Source organism: Paenibacillus konkukensis (assembly GCF_023523925.1).
In the GTDB taxonomy this organism is placed as follows: domain Bacteria; phylum Bacillota; class Bacilli; order Paenibacillales; family NBRC-103111; genus Paenibacillus_S; species Paenibacillus_S doosanensis.
In genome coordinates, this window is the sequence record NZ_CP027059.1 from 1,461,095 (window position 1) to 1,482,678 (window position 21,584).

The 21,584-nt window shown below is 55.9% G+C and carries 20 protein-coding genes; 5 read left to right on the plus strand and 15 right to left on the minus strand.

Annotated features, from left to right (window positions below; genetic code table 11):
* Nucleotides 1–109: 109 nt before the first annotated feature.
* The 4 genes from alr to SK3146_RS06495 all read right to left on the minus strand — a co-directional run bounded on the left by alr (nucleotide 110) and on the right by SK3146_RS06495 (nucleotide 5,836).
* The gene (gene alr / locus SK3146_RS06480; protein ID WP_249864314.1) at nucleotides 110–1,294 is read right to left on the minus strand and encodes an alanine racemase; all 1,185 of its coding nucleotides are present in this window, start codon (nucleotides 1,292–1,294) and stop codon (nucleotides 110–112) included.
* A gap of 27 nt (nucleotides 1,295–1,321) precedes the next feature.
* Entirely contained in the window at nucleotides 1,322–2,434 is a 1,113-nt protein-coding gene (gene ald, locus SK3146_RS06485; protein WP_249864315.1) for an alanine dehydrogenase, read from the minus strand.
* A gap of 175 nt (nucleotides 2,435–2,609) precedes the next feature.
* Nucleotides 2,610–3,860, minus strand: a complete 1,251-nt coding sequence (locus tag SK3146_RS06490; protein ID WP_249864316.1) for a PucR family transcriptional regulator — start codon at nucleotides 3,858–3,860, stop codon at nucleotides 2,610–2,612.
* Nucleotides 3,861–4,063: 203 nt separating this feature from the next.
* Nucleotides 4,064–5,836, minus strand: a complete 1,773-nt coding sequence (locus SK3146_RS06495; RefSeq protein ID WP_249866201.1) for a glycoside hydrolase family 35 protein — start codon at nucleotides 5,834–5,836, stop codon at nucleotides 4,064–4,066.
* Between the two features lie 454 nt (nucleotides 5,837–6,290).
* Between SK3146_RS06495 and SK3146_RS06500 the strand changes: the two genes are divergently transcribed.
* Nucleotides 6,291–7,187, plus strand: coding sequence for a helix-turn-helix domain-containing protein (locus tag SK3146_RS06500; protein ID WP_249864317.1), 897 nt, complete (start codon nucleotides 6,291–6,293; stop codon nucleotides 7,185–7,187).
* 17 nt (nucleotides 7,188–7,204) lie between these two features.
* Here the strand turns inward: SK3146_RS06500 and SK3146_RS06505 are convergent, their stop codons facing one another.
* The 3 genes from SK3146_RS06505 to SK3146_RS06515 all read right to left on the minus strand — a co-directional run bounded on the left by SK3146_RS06505 (nucleotide 7,205) and on the right by SK3146_RS06515 (nucleotide 10,939).
* Nucleotides 7,205–9,628 (minus strand): S9 family peptidase, encoded by a 2,424-nt coding sequence (locus tag SK3146_RS06505; protein ID WP_249864318.1) that lies wholly within the window; start codon nucleotides 9,626–9,628, stop codon nucleotides 7,205–7,207.
* 76 nt (nucleotides 9,629–9,704) lie between these two features.
* Entirely contained in the window at nucleotides 9,705–10,487 is a 783-nt protein-coding gene (locus tag SK3146_RS06510; protein ID WP_249864319.1) for an MFS transporter, read from the minus strand.
* Nucleotides 10,469–10,939 (minus strand): MFS transporter, encoded by a 471-nt coding sequence (locus SK3146_RS06515; RefSeq protein ID WP_249864320.1) that lies wholly within the window; start codon nucleotides 10,937–10,939, stop codon nucleotides 10,469–10,471. Before SK3146_RS06515 ends, SK3146_RS06510 begins: the two co-directional genes overlap by 19 nt.
* Before the next feature lie 172 nt (nucleotides 10,940–11,111).
* Here SK3146_RS06515 and SK3146_RS06520 point away from each other — a divergent pair, with 172 nt between their 5' ends.
* Nucleotides 11,112–11,570 carry a MarR family winged helix-turn-helix transcriptional regulator gene (locus SK3146_RS06520; RefSeq protein WP_249864321.1) on the plus strand — a complete coding sequence of 153 codons (459 nt, stop codon included), beginning with the start codon at nucleotides 11,112–11,114 and terminating at the stop codon, nucleotides 11,568–11,570.
* Nucleotides 11,571–11,607: 37 nt separating this feature from the next.
* Nucleotides 11,608–12,867, plus strand: a complete 1,260-nt coding sequence (locus tag SK3146_RS06525) for an MFS transporter (protein WP_249864322.1) — start codon at nucleotides 11,608–11,610, stop codon at nucleotides 12,865–12,867.
* 225 nt (nucleotides 12,868–13,092) lie between these two features.
* Here the strand turns inward: SK3146_RS06525 and SK3146_RS06530 are convergent, their stop codons facing one another.
* The 3 genes from SK3146_RS06530 to SK3146_RS06540 are packed head-to-tail and all read right to left on the minus strand — an operon-like array spanning nucleotide 13,093 to nucleotide 17,163.
* The gene (locus SK3146_RS06530) at nucleotides 13,093–14,610 is read right to left on the minus strand and encodes a LysM peptidoglycan-binding domain-containing protein (protein ID WP_249864323.1); all 1,518 of its coding nucleotides are present in this window, start codon (nucleotides 14,608–14,610) and stop codon (nucleotides 13,093–13,095) included.
* Nucleotides 14,611–14,647: 37 nt separating this feature from the next.
* Complete coding sequence (locus SK3146_RS06535; RefSeq protein ID WP_249864324.1) at nucleotides 14,648–15,724, minus strand: nucleotidyltransferase domain-containing protein; 1,077 nt, start codon at nucleotides 15,722–15,724, stop codon at nucleotides 14,648–14,650.
* Between the two features lie 5 nt (nucleotides 15,725–15,729).
* Nucleotides 15,730–17,163 carry a serine hydrolase domain-containing protein gene (locus SK3146_RS06540; protein WP_249864325.1) on the minus strand — a complete coding sequence of 478 codons (1,434 nt, stop codon included), beginning with the start codon at nucleotides 17,161–17,163 and terminating at the stop codon, nucleotides 15,730–15,732.
* Between the two features lie 167 nt (nucleotides 17,164–17,330).
* On the opposite strand from SK3146_RS06540, the gene SK3146_RS06545 reads away from it, so the two are divergent.
* Nucleotides 17,331–18,650 (plus strand): ATP-binding protein, encoded by a 1,320-nt coding sequence (locus tag SK3146_RS06545; RefSeq protein WP_249864326.1) that lies wholly within the window; start codon nucleotides 17,331–17,333, stop codon nucleotides 18,648–18,650.
* A 33-nt stretch (nucleotides 18,651–18,683) separates the two neighbouring features.
* Here SK3146_RS06545 and SK3146_RS06550 read toward each other — a convergent pair whose 3' ends face one another.
* Nucleotides 18,684–18,923 carry a hypothetical protein gene (locus SK3146_RS06550; protein ID WP_249864327.1) on the minus strand — a complete coding sequence of 80 codons (240 nt, stop codon included), beginning with the start codon at nucleotides 18,921–18,923 and terminating at the stop codon, nucleotides 18,684–18,686.
* A gap of 205 nt (nucleotides 18,924–19,128) precedes the next feature.
* Here SK3146_RS06550 and SK3146_RS06555 point away from each other — a divergent pair, with 205 nt between their 5' ends.
* Nucleotides 19,129–20,136: an aldose 1-epimerase gene (locus SK3146_RS06555; protein ID WP_249864328.1), complete on the plus strand. Its 1,008-nt coding sequence runs from the start codon at nucleotides 19,129–19,131 to the stop codon at nucleotides 20,134–20,136.
* A 131-nt stretch (nucleotides 20,137–20,267) separates the two neighbouring features.
* Here SK3146_RS06555 and SK3146_RS06560 read toward each other — a convergent pair whose 3' ends face one another.
* From SK3146_RS06560 to SK3146_RS06575, 4 genes are read right to left on the minus strand one after another with little or no spacing between them, the layout of a single operon-like run.
* On the minus strand, nucleotides 20,268–20,723 hold the full coding sequence (locus SK3146_RS06560) for an Hsp20/alpha crystallin family protein (RefSeq protein ID WP_249864329.1): 456 nt from the start codon (nucleotides 20,721–20,723) through the stop codon (nucleotides 20,268–20,270).
* A gap of 43 nt (nucleotides 20,724–20,766) precedes the next feature.
* Nucleotides 20,767–20,979, minus strand: a complete 213-nt coding sequence (locus SK3146_RS06565) for a spore germination protein (RefSeq protein ID WP_249864330.1) — start codon at nucleotides 20,977–20,979, stop codon at nucleotides 20,767–20,769.
* A gap of 29 nt (nucleotides 20,980–21,008) precedes the next feature.
* Complete coding sequence (locus SK3146_RS06570; protein ID WP_249864331.1) at nucleotides 21,009–21,386, minus strand: spore germination protein GerPE; 378 nt, start codon at nucleotides 21,384–21,386, stop codon at nucleotides 21,009–21,011.
* A gap of 24 nt (nucleotides 21,387–21,410) precedes the next feature.
* Nucleotides 21,411–21,584: a spore gernimation protein GerPD gene (locus tag SK3146_RS06575; protein WP_249864332.1), complete on the minus strand. Its 174-nt coding sequence runs from the start codon at nucleotides 21,582–21,584 to the stop codon at nucleotides 21,411–21,413.

Consider the following 21,584-nt stretch of genomic DNA (forward strand, 5'->3'; position numbering starts at 1 on the left):
TGGTCTGAGAAAAACGTCTATCCATATGTATGGCGATGCGGTACGTCGAATTCCCGTTACTTTGCGCAGGCGCCGATCTACCTCCGAAGCTTTGCCGGTGCCGCATGGTTTAGCGGGAACCGGTGCGCAGGACGGCATTGCAAAAGCCGGCCTCCCGCCGGTGCCTGCGGTACACCCTCGGCACGCGCTTCGCTACGGCGCATACGATTTCGTAGTTAATCGTGCCGGCGAGCGCGGCAACCTCATCGATGGAGGCGCCCGCGCCGTCCCTCGGATCGCCGCCGTACACGGTTACTTCATCGCCTACGCGGACATCCGGCAGGCCGGTGACGTCCACCATCGTCTGATCCATGCAAATCCGGCCGATGATGGGGGCCTGCCCTCCCCGGATGAGGACGCAGCCGCGATTGGAGAGCGAGCGCGGCAAACCGTCCGCATAGCCGATCGGAATGGCCGCGACCCGGATGTCGCGATCCGGCCGATACGTGCAGCCGTAGCCGACCGGCTGCCCGGCGGCAACCGGCTTCAGCGAGGCGACCGCCGTCTTGAGCCGGAACGCCTGCTTCAGCTCCAGCCCGGCGGCGTTCGCATCCGGAGCGGGAAGCAAGCCGTACAGGCTGATCCCGATCCGGATCATATCCAGATGCATCTGGGGAAAGCGCAGCGCCGCAGCGCTGTTGCAGCAGTGGGCTATCGGCACGGACAGCCCTTCCCGCCGCAAGCGCTCCACGATGCCGGTGAAGGCGGCGAACTGCCGCTCCGTATACGACGGATCGGGCGCGTCGGCATCGGCGAAATGGGTAAATACGCCCTCCAGCCTCAAGCCCGGAATGCTCGCCGCCTTTCGCGCCAAAGCGAGCGCTTCGTCCGCTTCCGTCACGCCGAGACGGGACATCCCCGTATCGATTTTCAGATGGACCGCAGCTTCCCGCTGCAGCCGCTGCGCGCAAGCGGCAATGCAATCCAGCGCCTCGCCGGTGAACACGGTCAAAGCCACGCCGCTTCGCACAGCGGCTTCCGTCGAACGAGGCGGCGTATAGCCCAGCACGAGGATCGGCAGCCCGATCCCGGCCTCCCTTAGCTGCAGCGCCTCGTCGAGGAAGGCGACGCCCAGATAGTCCGCCCCCGCTTCCATCGCCGCAGCGGCGGCCGCTGCCGCTCCGTGGCCGTAGCCGTCGGCTTTGACGACGGCCATCAGCCGGCAGGACGGCGACGCGCAGGCTTTGAACGCAGCCGCATTATGGTAAATCGCGTCGAGCGATATTTCCGCCCGGGTATCCCGATAGCTGTACATTCCTGTTCCTCCCCGTCTTGCCGCCCGCTAGATTGCCTTCTCTACAGGAACGTACTCATACTGCAAATCCTTGGCTACGGCCGGATGCGTAATACACCCGCCGGCCGTATTGACGCCTTTGGCCAGCGCCGCATTGCCGCCCACCGCCTGCTTGACGCCGTAATCGGCGATTTGCAGCGCGTAAGGCAGCGTCGCATTCGTAAGCGCAAATGTGGATGTTCTCGGCACCGCTCCGGGCATGTTCGCCACCGCATAGTGGACGACGTCATGCTTCACGTATACGGGATCGTCATGCGTGGTGATGCGGTTGGCCGTTTCCACGATGCCTCCCTGGTCGATGGCGATATCGACGATCACGGAGCCCGGCGACATCGAACGCACCATCGCCTCGGTAACCAGCTTCGGCGCTTTCGCTCCGGGAATTAATACGGCCCCGATAACGAGGTCGGATTGCTCTACCTCCTGCGCAATATGCTCTGTATTCGACATCAAGGTTTGAACTTCCCTGCCGAACAAATCGTCCAAATACCGCAGCCGCTCCGGATTGACATCGATGATCGTCACCTCGGCGCCGAGCCCTGCGGCAATTTTGGCCGCATGAACCCCGGCCACGCCGCCACCGATCACGGCGACCTTCCCCCGCTTCACCCCGGGAACGCCGCCGAGGACAAGCCCCTTGCCGCCGTGGGGCTTCTCCAGAAACTGCGCGCCGATTTGCGCCGACATACGCCCCGCGATCTCGCTCATCGGGACGAGCAGAGGCAGCGCGCCGCCTTTCTCAACCGTCTCGTAAGCGATCGCCGTGACGCCTTTGTCCGCCAATGCGGCAGCCAGCGCAGGCTCTGCCGCCAGGTGCAGGTAAGTGAACAGCGTCAAACCCTGCCGAAAATAGCCGTACTCCGCTGCAATCGGCTCCTTCACCTTCATAATCATCTCCGAAGCGGCCCAAACCTCCTCGGCCCGGTCGCAAATACGTGCCCCCGCCGCTTCATACTGCTCGCTGCTGAGACCGCTTCCAATACCGGCGTTCTTTTCTACATAAACGACATGTCCTCTGCGGACCAGTTCCGCTACGCCGGAAGGCGTGAGAGCGACACGGTTCTCATTGTTTTTCATCTCTTTAGGCAAGCCGATTTTCATTCCAGTATTCCTCCTCCAGTCGGGAACCCTACTCGCTTTACGCATGACTAATAGCAGGTTGCGAAGGTGTGTTCCGCTCGTACAGTTAGGATTATAGGATGAATGGAACGCTTTGGCTTCGTGGAAATTTGAGAAAAATCGACCGGCTTTTTGTGGAAAACCAACAAATGGCTTTTTAACGGGCCAGCCGGTCGAGCTTCAGCTCCAAATACGCGGTCACTTTATGATCGGTGTTTTTCAGATCGATTCCGCCGATGTCCGAAATTCGTTTGAGCCGGTAATTGAGCGTGTTGATGTGAATATGCAGCGCATCGGCCGTCTCCTTCAAGCTGCCGTCATGCTGCAAAAACGCGGATAACGTTTCTACCAGGCAGCTGTGATGCTCCCCATCGTACGCCTTTAGTCGAGGCAAAAAACGACTTTCATGACGCCGCGTCCGATCCAGCTCCGCCATCGCCGGCAAAAACCGGTAAAATCCCAGCTCTCCGTATTGACGCGTATGCGCCAGCGCTTCCGGAAACCGCTTCTTCAGCTCGAGCACGGCAACGGCTTCCTGCCAGCCCTGCTCGACCATCGTATAATCGCCGTACTCGCTGCTGCTCGCGCCGTCCTTCGGCCCTGTGCCGAACCGCTCCGTCATTTGTGCGATAAAATCGCCGATAAAATCGCCTAAGCCTGCGGCGGCGTTCTCCCTTTCATGCGCTTTGCTGCCGCCGCCCGCGGCCGTGAGCAGCACAAGCTGCATGCCGTCGGGCACATGGAACAAAATTTTCACCCGCTGCGTCGTAGTTATCATATATTGAATACGCTGGAGCAGCTCTCCGGTAATTTCCCTCGCGAATTCGAATACGCTCACCCGGTAGCTTGCAGGCAGCGCAATGTGCAGCTGCTCCGCCCGCTCCCTGATCGCCCCGGCGGATTTTAAATGGCCTGTCAGCAGCTGCCAAAACAAATTTTGCTGCCCTTCCTCTTCCTTGCGCTTCTGAATTTGCAGCTGCAGCATCAAATGCTTGGACGCCTCGGACGCCTTCTTCAATAGCGAATAATCGGCTTGATCGAGCCGGCGGTTTTCCTCCATCACCCAAATATAGCCGAGGATTTCGCTCGCTTTGCGAATCGCTATCGCAATCCGGTCGCCAAGACCGACATCGCGTACGGCCGCAATGCGCACTGGCTCCTCGCTTTCCATCAGCCGCTGAATGACGCCGTTTCTCCACAGCGCCCCGATGACCTGCTCAGGGACGCGTCTTCCGATAATCGTCGCTATCCGCGCGGGGTCGGTATGGGGGCTGTGCGAGCTGTAGGCGATCAGCTGATGATTGGCATTCTCAATCGTCACCGGACATTGCAGCACGTCACATATCATATCCGCAAGGGTGACGAAGCTGTCAAAACGGCGGTCAAACGGGTCTTTCTGTATCGGCATATACGGCTTGCTCCCCGGTCTCACGTTAATTTCTGGTCTGCTCCCATTGTAAGACAACGGACGTTTCGGAAGCAATATGCGAAATGGACAAATAGGACAAACAGGACTTAAGCGATGCTGCCGCTCAAGTCCTGTCCGTTTCCTCTCGCAGGCGGCAGATCAAGCCTCCTAGGGCATCCCGTTTCCGCTCCTCCTTACTCCTCTTACTCCTCGTCCGCAAAACTGATGACGGCCGTGTCGACTCCCTTCGCCTTCCCTAAATCGGGCGTGTCCACCAGGGCCACTGACGAAGCTTCGGCGCCATGCAGCTCAAAGACGATAATTTCATTGGCGCCCTTCTTAAGCAGCGGGCCAGGGACATACAGCGTCTTTTGCGGACCGCGCTCCCAATAACGGCCCAGATGAAATCCGTTCACGAAGACGATGCCTTTACGCCATCCGTCCAGACGGATGAACGTATCGGCCGGCTCCTCCGCCTCTACCGTCCCGCGGTAGAAAGCGGGGCCGCTCAATTCTCTCGTCTCCTGGGGAATGTCCGACCATTCCAGCGCCGATGCCCAAGACCCGTTCAGCGGAAGCCGATAAATATCCCAGCCGAACAAAAACTGATTATCGAGTCGGACTCCTTCGGTAATCCCTTTATAATCTTTCAGCAGCGGGCCGTAGTTGATACGGCCCATGTTCTCGACCAGAATCGTCAAGCTCGCTCCTTCAGACGGAATGTCCACTATGAGCGGCTGCAGGTTCCATCGCTCGACGACGCCGACGGGAACCCCGTCCACAAAGACCTGCGCCCGGTCGTGAACCTCCTGCAGATGCAGCTCTTGCCCGCGCCGGGGACCCGAAACTTGCGTCGTGTATACGATATACCCGTAATTTTGTCCGAGCTTCTCCATCGGCTCCGGATTCGTACGGGCGATCTTCGCGGACAGCTTCTCCAGCTGTCCGAATAGCCCGGCGCAGCTCGTCATGGCGACCTGACCGTAGCTTCGGCGCGGAATCGGCTCCGGCAGCGGGATATCGCGGGTGAAGATGCCGTGCTTCCTGAGCACCTCACGCACCGCCCAATATTTGGGCGCAGGCTCGCCCCACTCCGTAAGCGGAGAATCGTAATCATAGCTCGTGACGGTCGGCTCGTACGTCTTAATATGATTAGCTCCGTTGTAAAAACCGAAGTTCGTGCCGCCGTGGAACATATAGAAATTGACCGAGGCGTCCGCCTCCAGCATCTCGTCCAGCACGGCCGCCACATCCGCCGCATCGCGGGTATGATGCTCCTCCATCCAATGATCGAACCAGCCGTTCCAATATTCCATGCACATCAGCGGCTCGTCCGGGCGGTACTGCCTGAACTTCGCGAACGATTCCGCCGCCTTCGAGCCGAAATTGACGGTGGCGAGCACGCCGTCAAGCGTACCGCCCTGCAGCATCTGATCCGTCGGGCCGTCGGAGGTAAACAGCAATACGTCGACGCCGCGATCGATCAATCCCCGGCGCAGGTAATCCAAGTAGCCGTGATCGTTGCCGTAGCTTCCGTATTCATTCTCGATCTGCACGGCGATAATCGGTCCGCCGTTCGTGCAGAGCAGCGGCTTCAGCTGAGGAATAAGCGCGTCATAATATGCGTCGACCTTGCTTAAATAGAGCGGGTCGGAGCAGCGCAGCCGCATGTCCGTATAACCGAGCAGCCAGGCCGGCAAGCCTCCGAACTCCCATTCCGCGCAAATATACGGGCTGGGCCGGACGATGACATGCAATCCAAGCTCGCCAGCCAGCCGGATAAATTCCGCGACGTCCGCGATGCCGTCGAAGCAGAATCGCCCTTCCTCCGGCTCGTGAACATTCCAGGCCACATACGTTTCCACCGTATTGAAGCCGCATGCCTGCAGTTTCAATAAGCGGTCTCTCCAATATTCCGGCACGACGCGAAAATAATGAATAGCTCCGGAGATAATCCGAACCGGTTCTCCGTTCATAACAAAGCGGTTTCCGTTTACTTCAAACTTTGCGCTCAAGGGCACACCTCTTTTCCGAAATCCGGGCCATGGCCGCTCCGCTCTTGTTTCACCGAACTTTTAGAGCCGCCGTTCTTCCGCCCGGATTTCTGCTCTGTATTCATACTAGCTCTATATTAAAAAGAGCCGGCGGGAAGAACAATGACCAAACGTGGCGACTGCATAACCATTTGTGCAGCAAAACATGCTATACTGTACCTTATTGGAACATCCGGTGAAAAAGTCTGCTGCGGCGTCCATTTGATCCTCCAATCGCTGTTGAAATCGGATTCTTTGGATTATTTTTTCGTTTTTCTGCGGAGAGAATCCGTTTTCAAAGGCGAACGCTTACGCTTTTCCAGATTCAAATGGCCCCTCCGCTCTTTTTTCACCAGACTTTTAAAGCTGCTCCAAAAAAGAAAGGAACGGAATCGATATGGATGCGCAATGGACGTTCCAAAGCATCACGAGCACCTTGCAGGTGACCGGCTGCCATTTTGGCATCAAGCCGCCCGGCTGGTCTTACCCGAAGCATCACCACCATCTGACCGAGCTGGTCTATTGCATCGACGGAGAAGTGACGCAGCAGATCGGACAGGAGAATGTCCTAATGAGACGGGGCGACTTGCTGCTGATCAAATCCGGAATCAAACATGCGACGCTCAACGGCGCTTCTATACCTTATGTGTTCTTCAATCTGCATTTCGACCTGGACGACTCGGATATGCGGCGCATTCTCGGCGCCGAGCCGTACCGGCGCATACCCGGGGATGCCGCCTCCCGCAGCAGAGTTCCCGGCTATATCGGCGAGCTGGAGCGGCTGCTGTGCCGGGGCATCGCCGATAGCCGAACGCGGGGCGCCGCTTCGGAGCAGCACGTGAGCTTGGACGCAGGGCAGCGGCTGGCCGTTCAGGCGCATACGCTGCTGCTCGTCAGCGAGGTCATGGACTTGCTCGGCCAGCCGGACGGACATGCGGAAGAGGCGGCCGGACCTGTGCCGGACGCCTCCCACTTCGCCGCCGATGTCGCCCATCGGATCGAAGATTTGCTGTCGCAAAACGTCTATTCGGATATTACCGTCGCGGAAATCGCCCAGGCGATGAATATGAGCCGTTATCAATGCTCCAAAGTATTCGCCCATGTCTACGGCGTCTCTCCCCGCCAGTTTCTCAGCCGGTTGAAGCTGAACGAAGCGAAGAAGCTGCTCGTGACGACGGACAAACCGGTTGCCGCCATCGCGGAGCTGCTCGGCTTCCACTCGGCGACTCATTTCTCGCGCCAGTTCAGGCGCTGGACCGGGCAAGCGCCGCAGCATTATCGCCCCAAGCAGTAACGGCTAGCGCTGCAGCCTCATGGCTTCAGATGCATGCTGAGAAATTTCAGCAGCGCGTTGTAGAAGTCCATCCGGTTCTCATAATTTTGGAAGCCGTGGCCCTCGTCCGCTTTGATCATATAAGGGGAATCGATCCCCCGCTGCCGCAGCGCCATGACCATTTGATCGGATTCCTTCTTGCTTACGCGCGGATCGTTGACGCCTTGGGCAAAGAAGATCGGCGCCTTGATCTGGTCGGCATGGAGCAGCGGAGAGCTCGCCTCCAGCATCGCCTTATCCTTGTCGGGATCGCCGACCTGCCTGTACATGACCTGCCGGTCCGGCTCCCAATAAGCCGGCATCGAATTCAAGAACGTAAACATGCTGGAAGGACCTACATAGTCGACCGCAGCGACATACAAGTCCGGAGTATAGGTAACGCCGGCCAGCGCCGCATAACCCCCGTACGACCCTCCGTAGATCGCGACCCGCTTAGGATCGGCGATGCCTTGGGCGATCAGCCAATTCACGCCGTCGGTGATGTCGTTTTGCATCGCCCGGCCCCACTCTTTATTGCCCGCGTTTAGAAACTTCTTGCCGTAGCCCGTCGACCCGCGGAAATTCATCTGCAGCACGGCGTACCCCCGGTTGGCGAGCAGCTGCACCTCCGGATCGAAGCCCCAGGAATCCCGCGCCCAAGGACCGCCGTGCGGCAGTACGACGACGGGCAGCTTGCCGCCCGCCGCTCCCTTCGGCAGCGTCAAGTAACCGTTAATCGTGTAACCGTCGCGCGATGCGTAGCTGATCGGCTTCATCTCCGCCATATCGTCTTCATGTATCCACGGTTTGACGTCGGCGTATTTCTCGAGACTTTTAGTCTGACGGTCGTAGAAATAATACGCCCCCGGCGATTTGTCGCTGTAGGTGCGCAGCGTCACTTTTTTATCGGGAAGCGGATTGCCGACAATATAAAATTGCTGGTTCTCCGGAAGCTGCCCGGCAATATCCTTGTTAAGCCGCTCGAATTCCTCGTCCAAATAATGGTAGTGGACCTTATCCGTTTCGTATTCAACCGCCAGAATCGCCTGCTTCTTGTAGGATACGACGATATCCGTCACATCGGCGTCTGGATTTTCATAGATCGTATCGCCCATCGTCTTCGTATTCAGATTGAAGGCCACGAGCGCAAGCTTGTCCCGCCCGATATTCGAGAGAGCGAACAACTGTGAGTTATCGAACGAAAACATGATCGGGACGAAGGAATCCCCGAATTTCACATCGAGAATCGGCTCGAACGCCAGCGAAGTCGATTTGCGGTACAAAATTTGCGTGTCGGTGCCGACCGTGGCTTTCGCCAGCTTGACTTCCCCGTACAAATCCGTCATCCAACTCGTGATGTTGCCCGGGTTGTTAGCGACAATCTTGAATTCGCCCGTCTTGACATTGACCTCGTACACGTCGAACAACTGCTTGGACATATGGTTCAAAGAAATCAAAATGTCGTTCTCATGACCCGGAATATAAGATAAAGACTCCATGTACTGCGCCTTTTCTTTTTCAAACGGCGTCAAGTCCTTATCGGACGAACCGTCGGCGCTGACGGCATGAATATGATAATCCTCATCGCCGCCCCGATTCGTCATATAGAGCAGCGTGCTGTTATCGAACCAGAAGAAACCTGTGATATCGCGATCCTTGACCGTCGTGATGCGTTCCGCGTCCTCTTTCTCCTCGCCTTTCTTGTAGACGAAAATATGCTGCTGGTTATGATACTCCTTAAGCAGCGCCGTCCTCTTGCCGTCGGGCGACACCTGGTATCCGCCGAGCTCGGAGCCGCGCATGAAATCCTCCAGCGGAAGCTCTCCCCGCTCCGGCTCGCCGATCATAATGGCGCGGTACAAAAATAAGGCGAGCTGGGCTCTCGTCACCTTGTTCTTGGGCATAAACTCGATCTGGTCGGTCAAAAAATATTGCTTGAGCCGGATGATGTCCTTAAAATGACTCTCTCCCATCTCCGTTTCATCCTTGAACCAGACGTTCATGCCGTTGTCCTTCAGCTGAAACGCGCGAACCAGCAGGCTGGCCATCTGCTCGCGGGTCAGCGGCATGTCGGGGAAGAAGCGGCCTCCGTCTCCCTGGATGATTTTCTTCTCCGCCAAAGCGTTGACGGCAACCGCATATTCGCTAGTCTCCGGTACATCGGTAAAGCCTTGCAGCGAGGCGGGGTAGCCGAGCTTCAGCGCCTTGCTCAGCCAGAGCGCCGTAACGCCCCGCGTGACCTCCTCCTCCGGCTTGAACAAGCCGTCGCCGGTTCCCTGTATGATCCCCCTCTGCGACAATGCTTCAATTTCTTTGCTTGCGTAATGATCCTTCGGTACGTCCGCGTACCCTTGCGATGAAGCATTCGTTTCGGAAGCGCTTACCGGAAGCGCTGCGGCGCAAATCCAAATAATCGCTGCCATAAGGACGGATGCTGCTCGAAACAATCGGCTCTTCATTTTGACGGCTCCTTATTTTTAACAAATAATAGCAATACGCCTATACTATATCACCTGAGGAATCCGCCGGTAAATAGCGATTTTTGTACCGGACCATAAGCGCTATGCTAAGTAGAAAAGCAACGCAGATGAGCGCAAACGGGACGGCCGGATGAAGCGCATACGCCCAACCGCCGATCATTCCCGAAGGGGCGATGCAGATCAAAATCAGCACGGTCAGGATGGAGAAAGATGCCGCCCGCTTCTCGTCGTCCAGTGAGTTGGCCACGGCCGCCTCCAAGTAGGCATAGGTCAATATCGAGCCCGACGCCGCAAGCACGGTGCTGAGAATAAGCCAGAACAAGCTGCCCGGACTTTGGAATATGAGGATGACGTTGGATAGCAAGGACAGCGCGAAGCCGCCGATCATATAGCGTACCGCATGCGCCTCCTTCAGCCTGGGAACCGCTTTGTACATCAACAGCAGCATGACGGCGGAAGTCACCGCGGGAAACAGCGAAACTGCAGCGGCGCCGACCTGCAGATGCTCGACGAGAAATAAAGACAGGAACGTATTTTTCATCGTCTGCTGAAATTGAAACAGGACGTACACGCAGAAAATAATCATCAGCGGCGCATTGGCAAACAATTCCTTCGTTACCTGCCTGTATTCCTTGAGGCTGCCCAGCAGACTTCCGTTCCGGCTCTCCTGCCGCTTGCGGACGCCCATCTCCGATTCCCGCGTAAACCGGTGCCTGCCGAAAAACATCGCCGTCATGCTGACAAAGGCGATCGCATACATCAGCCGAACCGCCGGAACCAGCGTCAAATGCTCAACCAGCAATCCCCGAGCGGTGCAAACAAGCCGCCCACCACCGTGATCAGCTGCAGCACATTGAATACGTAGGAGCGTTCCTTCGGCTCCGTATCCTCTACCAAGAGGCAGTACCAGGCCGTATTCGGCACCTTGAGAAAGCTGTTGAATACGGCGGCCGCAATGAAAAACCATACGTTCTGGGCTATCGCCCACAGCAGCGTGGCGGCGCTCCAGCTGACGAGATCGTAAATGAGCAGCGCCCGCTTGCGGCCCATCGAATCCGTCAAGAAACCGCTCGCAAACGAAGTGAAAATTTGCAGTCCCAAACACAATGTCGTAATGTATCCGATCCCTTGGCCCGTTACCCCGAGCTCTCTCATATATAAAGCGGCATAAGGCAAATAACAGCTGTACGGCAAAATAAACAGCGGCTCGAACATCAGACAGCCTCTGGCATTGCCCTGTAAACGCTTGAACATGATCCCCGCCCTCCCTTCCGTCGATCCCTTCTCTGACTCTATATTAAAAGGATATGGATAGCTTTGGAAAGGAAAATTTAACGGCGCAAAAAATAGTTGCATATCCAACAAACCCGCCCTTATACTAGGAGTCGATAGTGGCAAGTGCAACGATTATCACGGGAGGGGTCGAATGAACGATCCAAAGTATACGATTTCCCGCTGGGTCTCGCTGTTATACCGCTACGGGCAGATGTATATCGGCGACCGCTTGAAGCATCTGGATATCGGTCCTGGGCAGCATATTTTTCTTAACGCCTTGTACAAAGAGGACGGGCTCAGCCAAGAGGAATTATCCGGTTATCTGAAGATCGATAAAGGAACGACGGCCAAAGCGCTGAAGAAGCTGGAGGAGCAAGGCTACGTCTTGCGGCAGGTGCGCGATGAAGACAAACGCTCTTACCGCGTTTTCTTGACGGACAAGGCGCTTATGATCCGCGAAGAGGTCCGCTCGGTGCTGGCGGATTGGCGGGGGATCATTTACGAAGGCTTGACGGAAGAAGAGCAGCGGATGGCTCTGGGCATTTTGGAGAAGATGGGAACTAACGCCGCGAGATGGAATCCCGCCCAGGATAAGAACAACAACGAATAACCCGCTTTCGAGGGATGCTTACAGGAAGGTGACCCGCTTGAATATAAAGGCGATGGGCGAACGTGTGATCAACAATCATTTTCACGCCCTCACACATCAAAATTACCGTTATTTCTGGTTCGGCCAATGTATCTCGCTGATCGGCACGTGGATGCAAAACATCGGCCAATCGTGGCTCGTCTTGACGCTGACCGGCTCCCCGCTCTTGCTCGGACTTGTCGGCACGATACAGTTTTTGCCGATCACCTGCTTCTCGCTGTTCGCCGGAGCGCTGATCGACAAATTCCCGAAGAAACAAATTCTGATTGCCACTCAGACGATTTCCATGATTCTCGCCTTCGTCCTGGCCATCCTCGTCTTCACCGATACCGTTCGTTACGGCTACGTGATTACGCTGGCGTTTATTCTCGGGCTTACCAACACGTTCGATATGCCGACCCGGCAGTCGTTCAATATCGAAATCGTAGGCAAGGAAGACTTGATGAATGCGATCGCCTTGAACTCGACTACCTTCAATCTGGCGAGAATATTGGGGCCTTCCATCGGGGCGGCTATGATGGCGCTGCTCGGCCCCGGCTGGTGTTTTCTGCTCAACGGGGTGAGCTTCATCGCGGTAATCTACGGCCTGCTGCGCATTAAGACGACGCCTTACGTCAGGCAAAAGAAAAAGGATGTCGGCATCCTCAAGGAAATTAAAGACGGCATGGTCTACATATCGCAGGACAAGCGGCTGCTGCAGACGCTGCTGCTCGTCACGATCATCGGTACGTTCGCCTACAATTTCAGCGTGCTGATTCCCGTCTTTACCAAAAGCGTGCTTCATCTGCAAGAACGCACCTACGGGACGCTGATGTCCTGCCTGGGCGCAGGCTCGCTGATCGGCGCTCTCACCGTCTCGCTCCGCAGCAAGAAGGGGCCGAAGATGAAGGTTATTTTTGCCGCGTCGATGATGATTTCCGTCTTTCTCTGCCTGACCGGGATGACCGGTTCGCCGTATTGGACCGGCTTGTTTCTGGCCTGTACCGGCGTGTTTAACATTTTGTTCGCCACCAACTGCAATTCGTCTCTGCAAATTTTCTCCAAGGACGAGTACCGGTCCAGGGTGATGAGCGTCTATTCGCTGGTATTCGCAGGGTCTACGCCGGTCGGCAACCTGTTCGCCGGGTTCGTCGCGGACCGCTACGGCGCCGACGGTGCTTTCATCGCCTGCGGCCTGCTCTGTCTGGTGCCGTGCCTGGCGATCATTCTGCTGTTCCGCAGCAAAAACCGCGACACCGAGAAACAGGCCGCAATTTGACGGGATAGCGTCCAAACGAACAAAGGTAACAGCCCGAGTGAATCGGCCAGATTCATCGGGCTGTTTGCCGTTCCCGGCGGCGCGGCTTCCTACGGCTGCTCCAGATGCTTGCCCTCGGCATAGCCGCTCCTTCCGGGCGCTCCATAGCCGATCTGCCGGCGGCTCCATTATTCTCCTCCTTGCAGGCATCTTTGCCTCGCATCGCCCACGCGCTATGTCAGATTGCTACATGACACTTTTGCGAATGACGAAATGCTCTTCCATCATCGTCCAAATGGCCGGGTCTTCCATACCGAGCCGCCACAACGCAATGCCTCTGATACCCAGCCGGTCGGCGAGGTCCATCTTGGCCCGTATGCTCTGCGCATTCTCAAACCAGACTTCATGCTGATTGCCCGCTTCATCGGTATAAGCGAACATCGGCGTCTGAGTCTCTTGGTCGAACTGGACCTCGCGGTTATATTTGCGGGCCAAATCCATCGCCATCGCATAGGTGGCATACGTATTGCGCTTCGTCGTCAGATTGAAGTCGAAGCCGAACACGGAGACGGCGGCGGTCATTTTGCTCGCAGGCATTTTGGTCAGCGCATAATTGACGACCGTCTCCATCCAGCCGATGGAAACGACCGGTCCCGGGCCGCTGCCCGGCCATCCGTGTTCGTTATACAGCATCAGTACGACCTCGTCGGCTACGCTGCCGAGCACTGCGTAATCGAACGGATCGGAGAACGGATTCGTAGGCTCATCCGACGTTCTGGATGGGACGTCCACGGAAAAATAATATCCCCGCTGCTTCAGCGCCCGCCCCAGCTCCCGGTAAAATGCGGATAACCGGAACCGGTCTTCATAGTTGACGTCCTCGAAGTCGATGTTGACGCCGTCGAACGAATACGTCTCAATCAACTGCAAAATGCCGGCGATAAACGCCGCTCGCGTCTGTTCGGTTTGCAGCATGCCGCCGATCACTTCTTTATTGGCGTTTTGGTTGCCGCGCTCGTACAGCAGATTATGGACCGTAGGCAGCATTTTAATATTATGGCGATGCCCGAACGCGACGACCTCTTTCATATAATCATCGGTAAAGGTTGCGGGAAATTTCTCGATTTGCGCCGGATCTTCGCGCAGAATCCGGAAATGGAACATCCCGACATTGGACAAGTGAGCCGCCTGGCTTGTGAACACTTCATGCGAGCTTGGCAGCGTAGGCCCCTCTTCCTCCGTGTAGAAGCCGAAAATCTCCTGCACGGGACGCTGTCCGTCATGCGGAACCAGACGCACCGCCGCTCCGAGCAGCCAGCCTAGGCGCCCGTCGAACAAGCGGACCTGAATCCAGTTTCCTACGATGCCTGTGACAGGCAGCCTCGCTCCTCTGGCCATTTCGGCCACCGCCGGAGCATCCGTGCTGGCATAGCCGCGCACATACAGCCCCTCTACATGAACGATAACTTCCGTATAAATCGGAATGATCAAGGTTTGCCCGATGTAGAGGGCGGAGGAAGTAAGCCGGTTCAGCATCATGACCGCTTCCGCAGTCGTATTGAACATTTTGGCGATGCCGTAGATCGTATCTCCGGCCTTGACCGTATACGTCACAGGCGCCGGAACGGGAATGTTGACGATTTGTCCCACATCCAGAGCCGGGGAAGCGAGCCGGTTCGCCTCCATCAGCGCCTGAACCGTCGTACCGAACTTTTGGGCGATCGAGTACAACGAGTCTCCTTGTTGAACGATATATTGAATCACTTTGGTTATCCCCTTTATGCAGCTTCTTACTCTTATGCTATTCAGAGAGCCCAAATAAGGGGAGCGATAAAGGGAAATTTTTTTGCCGCAATGCGTCAGCCGTCAAGAACGGTCGCCAACACCCGCTCCGCAAGCCGGTTGCGAATCTCAATATATTGCCCGATCCATCGATGCACCCCGTCCGCCGTGATATCCCCGAAATCGAGGAATCGGTGCAGCTGCGGGTACGATTCGGCAAACTCGCCGTATCGTACGGATTCCTCTGGCCGCCGCTCAGCTGCATCCGGTGAACGCAATATTTGTACACGTAGACGATGCTCCGGTCATGCCCCCATTCCAGATTCCCATCCACCGCGTGCTCCAAAAAGACCGGCGTATTGCTTCCCCAGCTCGCTTCGGCTATAGCGAAGATAGCCGGCTGAGCCTGAAGCAGCCGTTCCTTCAATTCCTTGTGCGGACGGTTCAGACCGAACGCCTCCACGAACAGATCATACAACGGCCGCAGCTGCGTCCGTCCCGGAGCTTCCGAATTTTTCTTCAAAAAATAGATCGTCCGGTTTTGGCTGCGCGGCAAAATGCGGTAATGCCAGTAGGAAGCGAGCAGCAAGAAGTTCAGACCGATTCGCAGGTGGCCGGCCGCGCCGCCCACCTCTCCCGCTTCCGCCAGTTCCCGGGCGTCGCCGAGCCGCAGATCGGCCTGCTGCAGCGCTTCCTTTTGCTTCAGCGCCGCAACATCGTCATGAAACAGATAGGTGTCGTAAATCTGCTTGAATTCTTCGAGCATATTCTCCGGATCGTAGACGATGCGGCACCGGTAAATTTGAATCGGAAATGCGAGCAACGACTTGTCCGGCTGCCTAAACCCGCGGATGAACTCTGCCATCCTGCTTCGGGTAATTTGAATAATTTCCACGCCCATATCGTCGATATAATTAAAATGCTGGTATTGCTCCATCCGCTGTTCCACGACAAGGCAAAGCTCCAGATCGGAATGCTTCCACATCTGTCCTCTGCCGATGCTTCCTCCGATTGCAACGGCGGCTACGTTCGGATGGCCGCGAAAGGAACCGGCGATCCGGTTCGCCGTTTGGACCAGCTGCGCTTTCCAATGCATACGGGTTATCGCTCCTTTGTTCCTGCCAGTAAGATCGGCTCGCCGACATCAATTTTGTTGACTTGATGCCGTATTTGAATCGATGCGCGGTCCCCGGCGAATTTGCAGACCGCATGAATGATAAAGGGCGTCTCAATGCGGCGCCACTCCATCTCGAACGTATCGGCCTCAAGCCATTGACCGCTCGCCGCCATCATCGGATAGGAATCGAGAGGACTCCGCTCTATCGCCCAGCGGCCCATTCCGCATTGAATCTGATGCTCGCCTGCGCCGTTCGTGTAAGCGATGCGGCATAAATCCGGCTCAAACCGGAACGAGATGGTCTTATAATGGTCGTTGGCATCCATAACGTAGGCTGCCCCGGACACCTTTGCGGCTGTATCCGTTTTCAAATCGGATTGCAGCGGAGCGTAAGCCAGCGATTGCGCCGTGTCGGTCATGATGCCGAATTGTTCGTCGTCAGGCGGAAGCTCGCCTTGCTTCATTCCCGGCAGGAGATGCGTCCAGACCAGATCCAGTACGTCCTGGAGATTTTTCCGCACTCCGGACGTAATCGCAATGACCGCCTCTTGCTCCGGCAGCACGACGCAGAACTGCCCGTAAGCCCCGTCGCCTCTATAGGCCCCATGGCGGCATATCCAGAACTGATAGCCGTAGCCCTGCTTCCAGTCGCTCTCTCCGCCGTCTCCGTTAGCGATATGGCGCGAGGTCGCTTCCTTGACCCAAGCCTTGGGCAACAGCTGTGCGCCTTCCCACTGTCCTTGCTGCAAATACAGCTGGCCGAACCGGGCGATGTCTTCCGTCATCAGGCTGAGCCCCCAGCCTCCCGCGTGAATACCACGCGGGCATGTTTCCCATTCGGCTCCGTCAATGCCCAGGGGCGCAAGCAATCTCGGTTGCAAATAGTCGAGCAGCGGCTGCCCCGTAACCCGCTGAATAATGGCCGACAGCATATAGCTCGCCCCGCTGTTGTATACAAAGCGAGTGCCCGGCTCATGCTCCACTTCCAGACTCAGGAACGATTGGACCCAATCCCCGTCCTCCGCCCCTCTTAAACGTCCCATCGCATCTTCGGCATGCCCCGTCGACATGGAGAGCAGATGCCTTACCCGCATCGCCCGCATATTCGGGCCGTCGTTCAAGCGCTTCTCCGGAAAGAAGGAGATCACCGCGTCGTCGACAGTCAGCAGCCGTTCGGCAACGGCGAGTCCGATCGCCGTCGACGTAAAGCTTTTGCTCAAGGAAAACAGCATATGCCGTAGCGCAGAATCGTAGGGACGCCAATGAGCTTCAGCCGCCACTCGTCCGTGCCTTAGCAGCATGAAGCTGTGCAGACCGGTCGGACTGTCGCTTGCCGCTTTCATAAAATCAGTGACGGACGAGGGAGCTATGCCGACCGACTCGGGTCTGACGCGTAGAAGAGGTCTGGAAAGTGCCATGAACGAACCACTCCTTATGAATTGGATTAAAGAGTTTCCATTATACCCCAGCAAAAGGAAAACAGCTACAAATTTCTTGAGAGATCGCCTTTGCCGATCCTCTCTTTGCCTAACATCCCCGGACCAAAAAAAAGGGGAAGGCGGTGCGGCGTCGAATGATTCTATGTATGGTCGCGAAGCTTATCAATGGACGGTGGGTTTGTTTGATCATTTTATTAAAAAATATGATGCTGCAGCTGTTTTTTGCGCTCATTCCCTTCGTGTCGTTCAACATCTATTACCGGGATAAACTGACAAACTACAGCCGGTCGTTCATTACGGTCACCAGCTCCATCTGTCTGCTGGTATCGATGACGTTCGCCAACAGCGTCGTGGACGGGGTCATTTTCGATATCCGTTATGTCATCGTTTTTTTCGGGCTTGTGTTCGGGGGGACGTTCACAGGGGTCGTGCTGCTGGCGGAATTCGTGCTCTACCGGTTATACCTCGGGGGCGAAGGCACATGGGTCGGTATGCTGATTCTCCTCTGTGTATTTTTCATCTCTTTGCTGCTGAGCAGACTGTACCGCACGACAACCCGCCAGACGCTCGTCACCGCTACCGCCGGATGTCTGTTCTCGCTGATTCCGTTGGCGCTTGCGTATGCGTTCTTCCCTCATTATGTCACTGCTCATTGGATTTTCCACATTTTGGCTATTCCGGTTCAAAATTTGCTCGGCATCCTGCTGCTCATGTCCTTGTTCAGCAAGTCCGTATCGGATAAAGACATGTTCATCAAGCATGCCCGCAACGAGAAGATTGAGGCTATGAGCCATGTCGCCGCCTCCCTCGCCCATGAAGTGCGTAACCCGCTCACCGCGGTCAAGGGCTTCCTGACACTGATGAGCCGAAATCCGCACGACCCTCATAAGACCGAGCAGTACATCCGGATCAGTCTCGACGAAATTCAAAGAACCGAGTCCATTCTTTCGGAATATTTGGCCATTACCAAACCGTTTACCGAACGGAGAGAGCGAGTGGATCTGTCCGAGCAGCTGCAGGCCGTTTATAATGTCATGACCCCGTATGCCACTATGTATAATGTAGAATTGATCCTTCGCGACGCAGAGCCCGAACCGGCTCCAGGATCGTTTCATGTGCTTGCCAATCCCGATGAAATCAAGCAGCTGCTCGTCAATTTTGTCAAAAACGCCGTCGAAGCCTGCTCCGACACGCACGGGGGCCGAGTGATTCTCAAGCTGAAGGCCGAGGAGAAATCCGTCAAACTTCTGATCAAGGACAACGGCGCCGGGATGAGCGAGGAGCAGATCAAACGGCTGGGCTCCATCTATTTCTCGACCAAATCCAACGGCACCGGGCTCGGCCTCACCTATTCCTATCAAGTCATTCATGCCATAGGGGGGCAAATTTCCGTGTCGAGCAACCCTCTGGCCGGGACCGCCTTTATCATTACTTTGCCCGCAGCCGGGAAAGGAGAAAGCGGATGACGGCGGCATTAGCATGGCAGCGGGAGAACGGCGTTACGCCATAGCGGAATGCAGTGTTTGCTTTTTAATCTGCAGGGAGGATTGCATCGCTTGCTTGCGGAGGAGAACGGAGCGAGTCTTGGCGTCCGCGGTAAAAAAAGCGTCCGAACGCGCGAGAGCGCACAGCGCATGCTGAGCCGCTTCGCACGCCATTTGCTCGGATTGCAGCAAATACAAGCACGCGCCGTAGCAATCAGGCTCGTGCTGTCTTAACAAGGCTATGCGTTCCTTCATATCCATCATGGCTCACCGACTTGTCGTAGTCATTGCTACCTCTATTGTATAACGCCTCTCGCTGATGAATAGTACTATATTGATCTAGTACCCTTGCCGTCGGGGATTTCGTTTCCCTTTTCCCTACATATTTGTATGGTTTCAAAAGGGCCCGTTATGGTATGCTGAAGTAGCAATATTTACCTAATGAAAACAGGAGGCATATATGGTCACGACTGAATCCAACGCATATGAGGGGCTTTACCAAGGAGAACGGGCCATCTGGCTGACATACGGCCGATATGAAGCGGCGGTCCTTCCCGAAATCGGCGGCAATCTGATCGCTTTCCGCGATACGGACAAGCAGTACCGTTTCCTGCATGAACCGACTCCCGAGGAGATGGAATCCTTTAAAGAAAAGCCGATCATTCACGGCATTCCTGTACTGTTCCCTCCCAACCGGTACGAGGACGGCAAATTTCCCTGGAACGGCAAATGCTACGAGTTTCCGGTGAATGAACCGAGCACAGGCAACCATCTGCACGGATTTTTGCATAATATTCCTTGGTCGGTAGAGCACTTTGGCGCAGACAAGGCGGCAAGCCGCGTTACGCTTGTCCAGAAGGTGGACGCAGAGCATCCGGTTTACCGCTATTTCCCTCATGAATTTACGATACGCCTTAGCTACACCTTATCCGAGCTCGGGCTTCAGCAGCAGGTCGCGGTGCGCAATGACGGCGGTGAATCCATGCCTTGCCTGCTCGCCTTCCATACGTCGATCAACGCGCCTTTCGCGACCGGCAGCACGGCGGCCGATTACCGCTTTACCATGACTACCGGCCAGCGCTGGGAGCTAAACGAACGAATGCTGCCGACCGGGCGCTATCAGGAGCTTACACCGGATGAAGAGCGAATGAAGTCGACCGGCATTTCGCCGTTCTTCGAAGCGATGGACAATCATTACACGGCTGTGCCGCAGCAAGGGCGCAACCGGATGGAACTTACGGACACCCGCGCCGGGGTTACGCTGGTATATGACGTAGGCACGGCGTTCAAGCATTGGATGATCTGGAACAATAATGCGACGGAAGGGTTTTTCTGCCCGGAACCGCAAATTAATCTGGTGAACGCCCCTTCGGTTCAGCTGCCTTCCGAGCAAATCGGCTTGTTCGCGCTGGAACCGGGTGAAATTTGGGAAGCGTCCGGACGTCTGTACTGCATTAGCCGCGCTTAGCCGGAACAAGCCGGGGAGCGGCCGCCCGGCATCTGACGAACGGGAAGAAAAAAGAAGCTGCATCCTGATTGCTGGCTTGCCTAACAGCCAGGACGCAGCTTTCATATGACTTTTACGTACGCTGTCCACGGTTACATAAACCGGATATCCACTTCCCGAAACTGCTCATCCATATCATCCTTGCGAATATGTATTTGCAGGATGCCTTCCTTATACACGGCTTTGCAGCTGGACGGTATGACAAGCTGGGGCAGCCGGATCAGCTGAATCCCATGCTCGCCCTTATACTCTATCTTCATCTGCCTCGGAGCGACGTAGACTTTCAATTGCTTGGCCGTGTTCGGGTCCGGAACCTGGATGTTCACCCGGACATGCTGATGCGTTTCCTCGATTTCCGTCTGATAAGGGCCGGTGCGGGCGGCATAATCGGTATTCGGAAGCGTCTGCTCCAATACGTTGCGAACATAGTCCTCCACCCAGGTCGGAGCCCCTCTCCACTGCTGGGACAGCTCATTCATTTGGCTGCCGAACGACTGCTCGAATTGCTTCCAGTCGAAGCCGTTTAGCGGATTATGATTTTTATCCATCAGGGAGTCCCCTTTCACCCGTGATGACTCGCGAAAATGAAGATTAAACCGCAACGGTCGGCTGATCCAGCAGTGCCGCATCCGATACGTTGTTAATGCTCACTCCGTTTAACGTGTTGACCACATTGCCCGTATTGCTCCCGCCTTGTCCGCTAACCTGCTTGGAATTGGTCGTCGGCGAAATGCTGAGCGTATCTCCGAAATTCACCGTACCGGAGTTGCTGTTGATGTTGACCGACTGTACGATAGCTGGCAAGTGAGCCCCCTCCCGTCCTGTTCAACCCGTCATACGGGTCTTTCTCTCAGTAGATGCCGGATATGTTTAATGCGTGACTGGGCTTTCAAGCTTTGGCTCGAACCGATATGAACGATGGCGGATGCCGACGTAAGAAACACATTGACCTTGCGGACGGTAATATTGGGGCACATGTTAATGCGGTTCATAATAAGCGGCTCCCGCGGGTCCGGCGGAATGAGCGGCTGGTAAAATATATTATAATCGGCGAAATCGAATTCGCTCTCCAGAAAGATCGCTTTCTCCCGCTGAACCGCGATCGTATAATTGGAGGGAGAAAGCCGCTCCGTATCGCCGACCTCTAGAGCCGTCACATCCCCCACCGTGTTGACATGAAGCGTTCCAACGCAAGATATTCTCTGCTGCATGCCCGCTTCGCCCCTCTCGCTGATTTATCCGATAATCGGGATGGTCACTCCGATGATCACCTTCTCGGGAGGCGTATCGAACGCGCTGGACAAAGCGATGCTCCGGATATCTCCTATCATAAAAGTAGACGAAGTGCTCACATACGTAACGTCTGCATAGTCCACGACGAGTTCGCCGTTAATAACGGTAAATTCCAT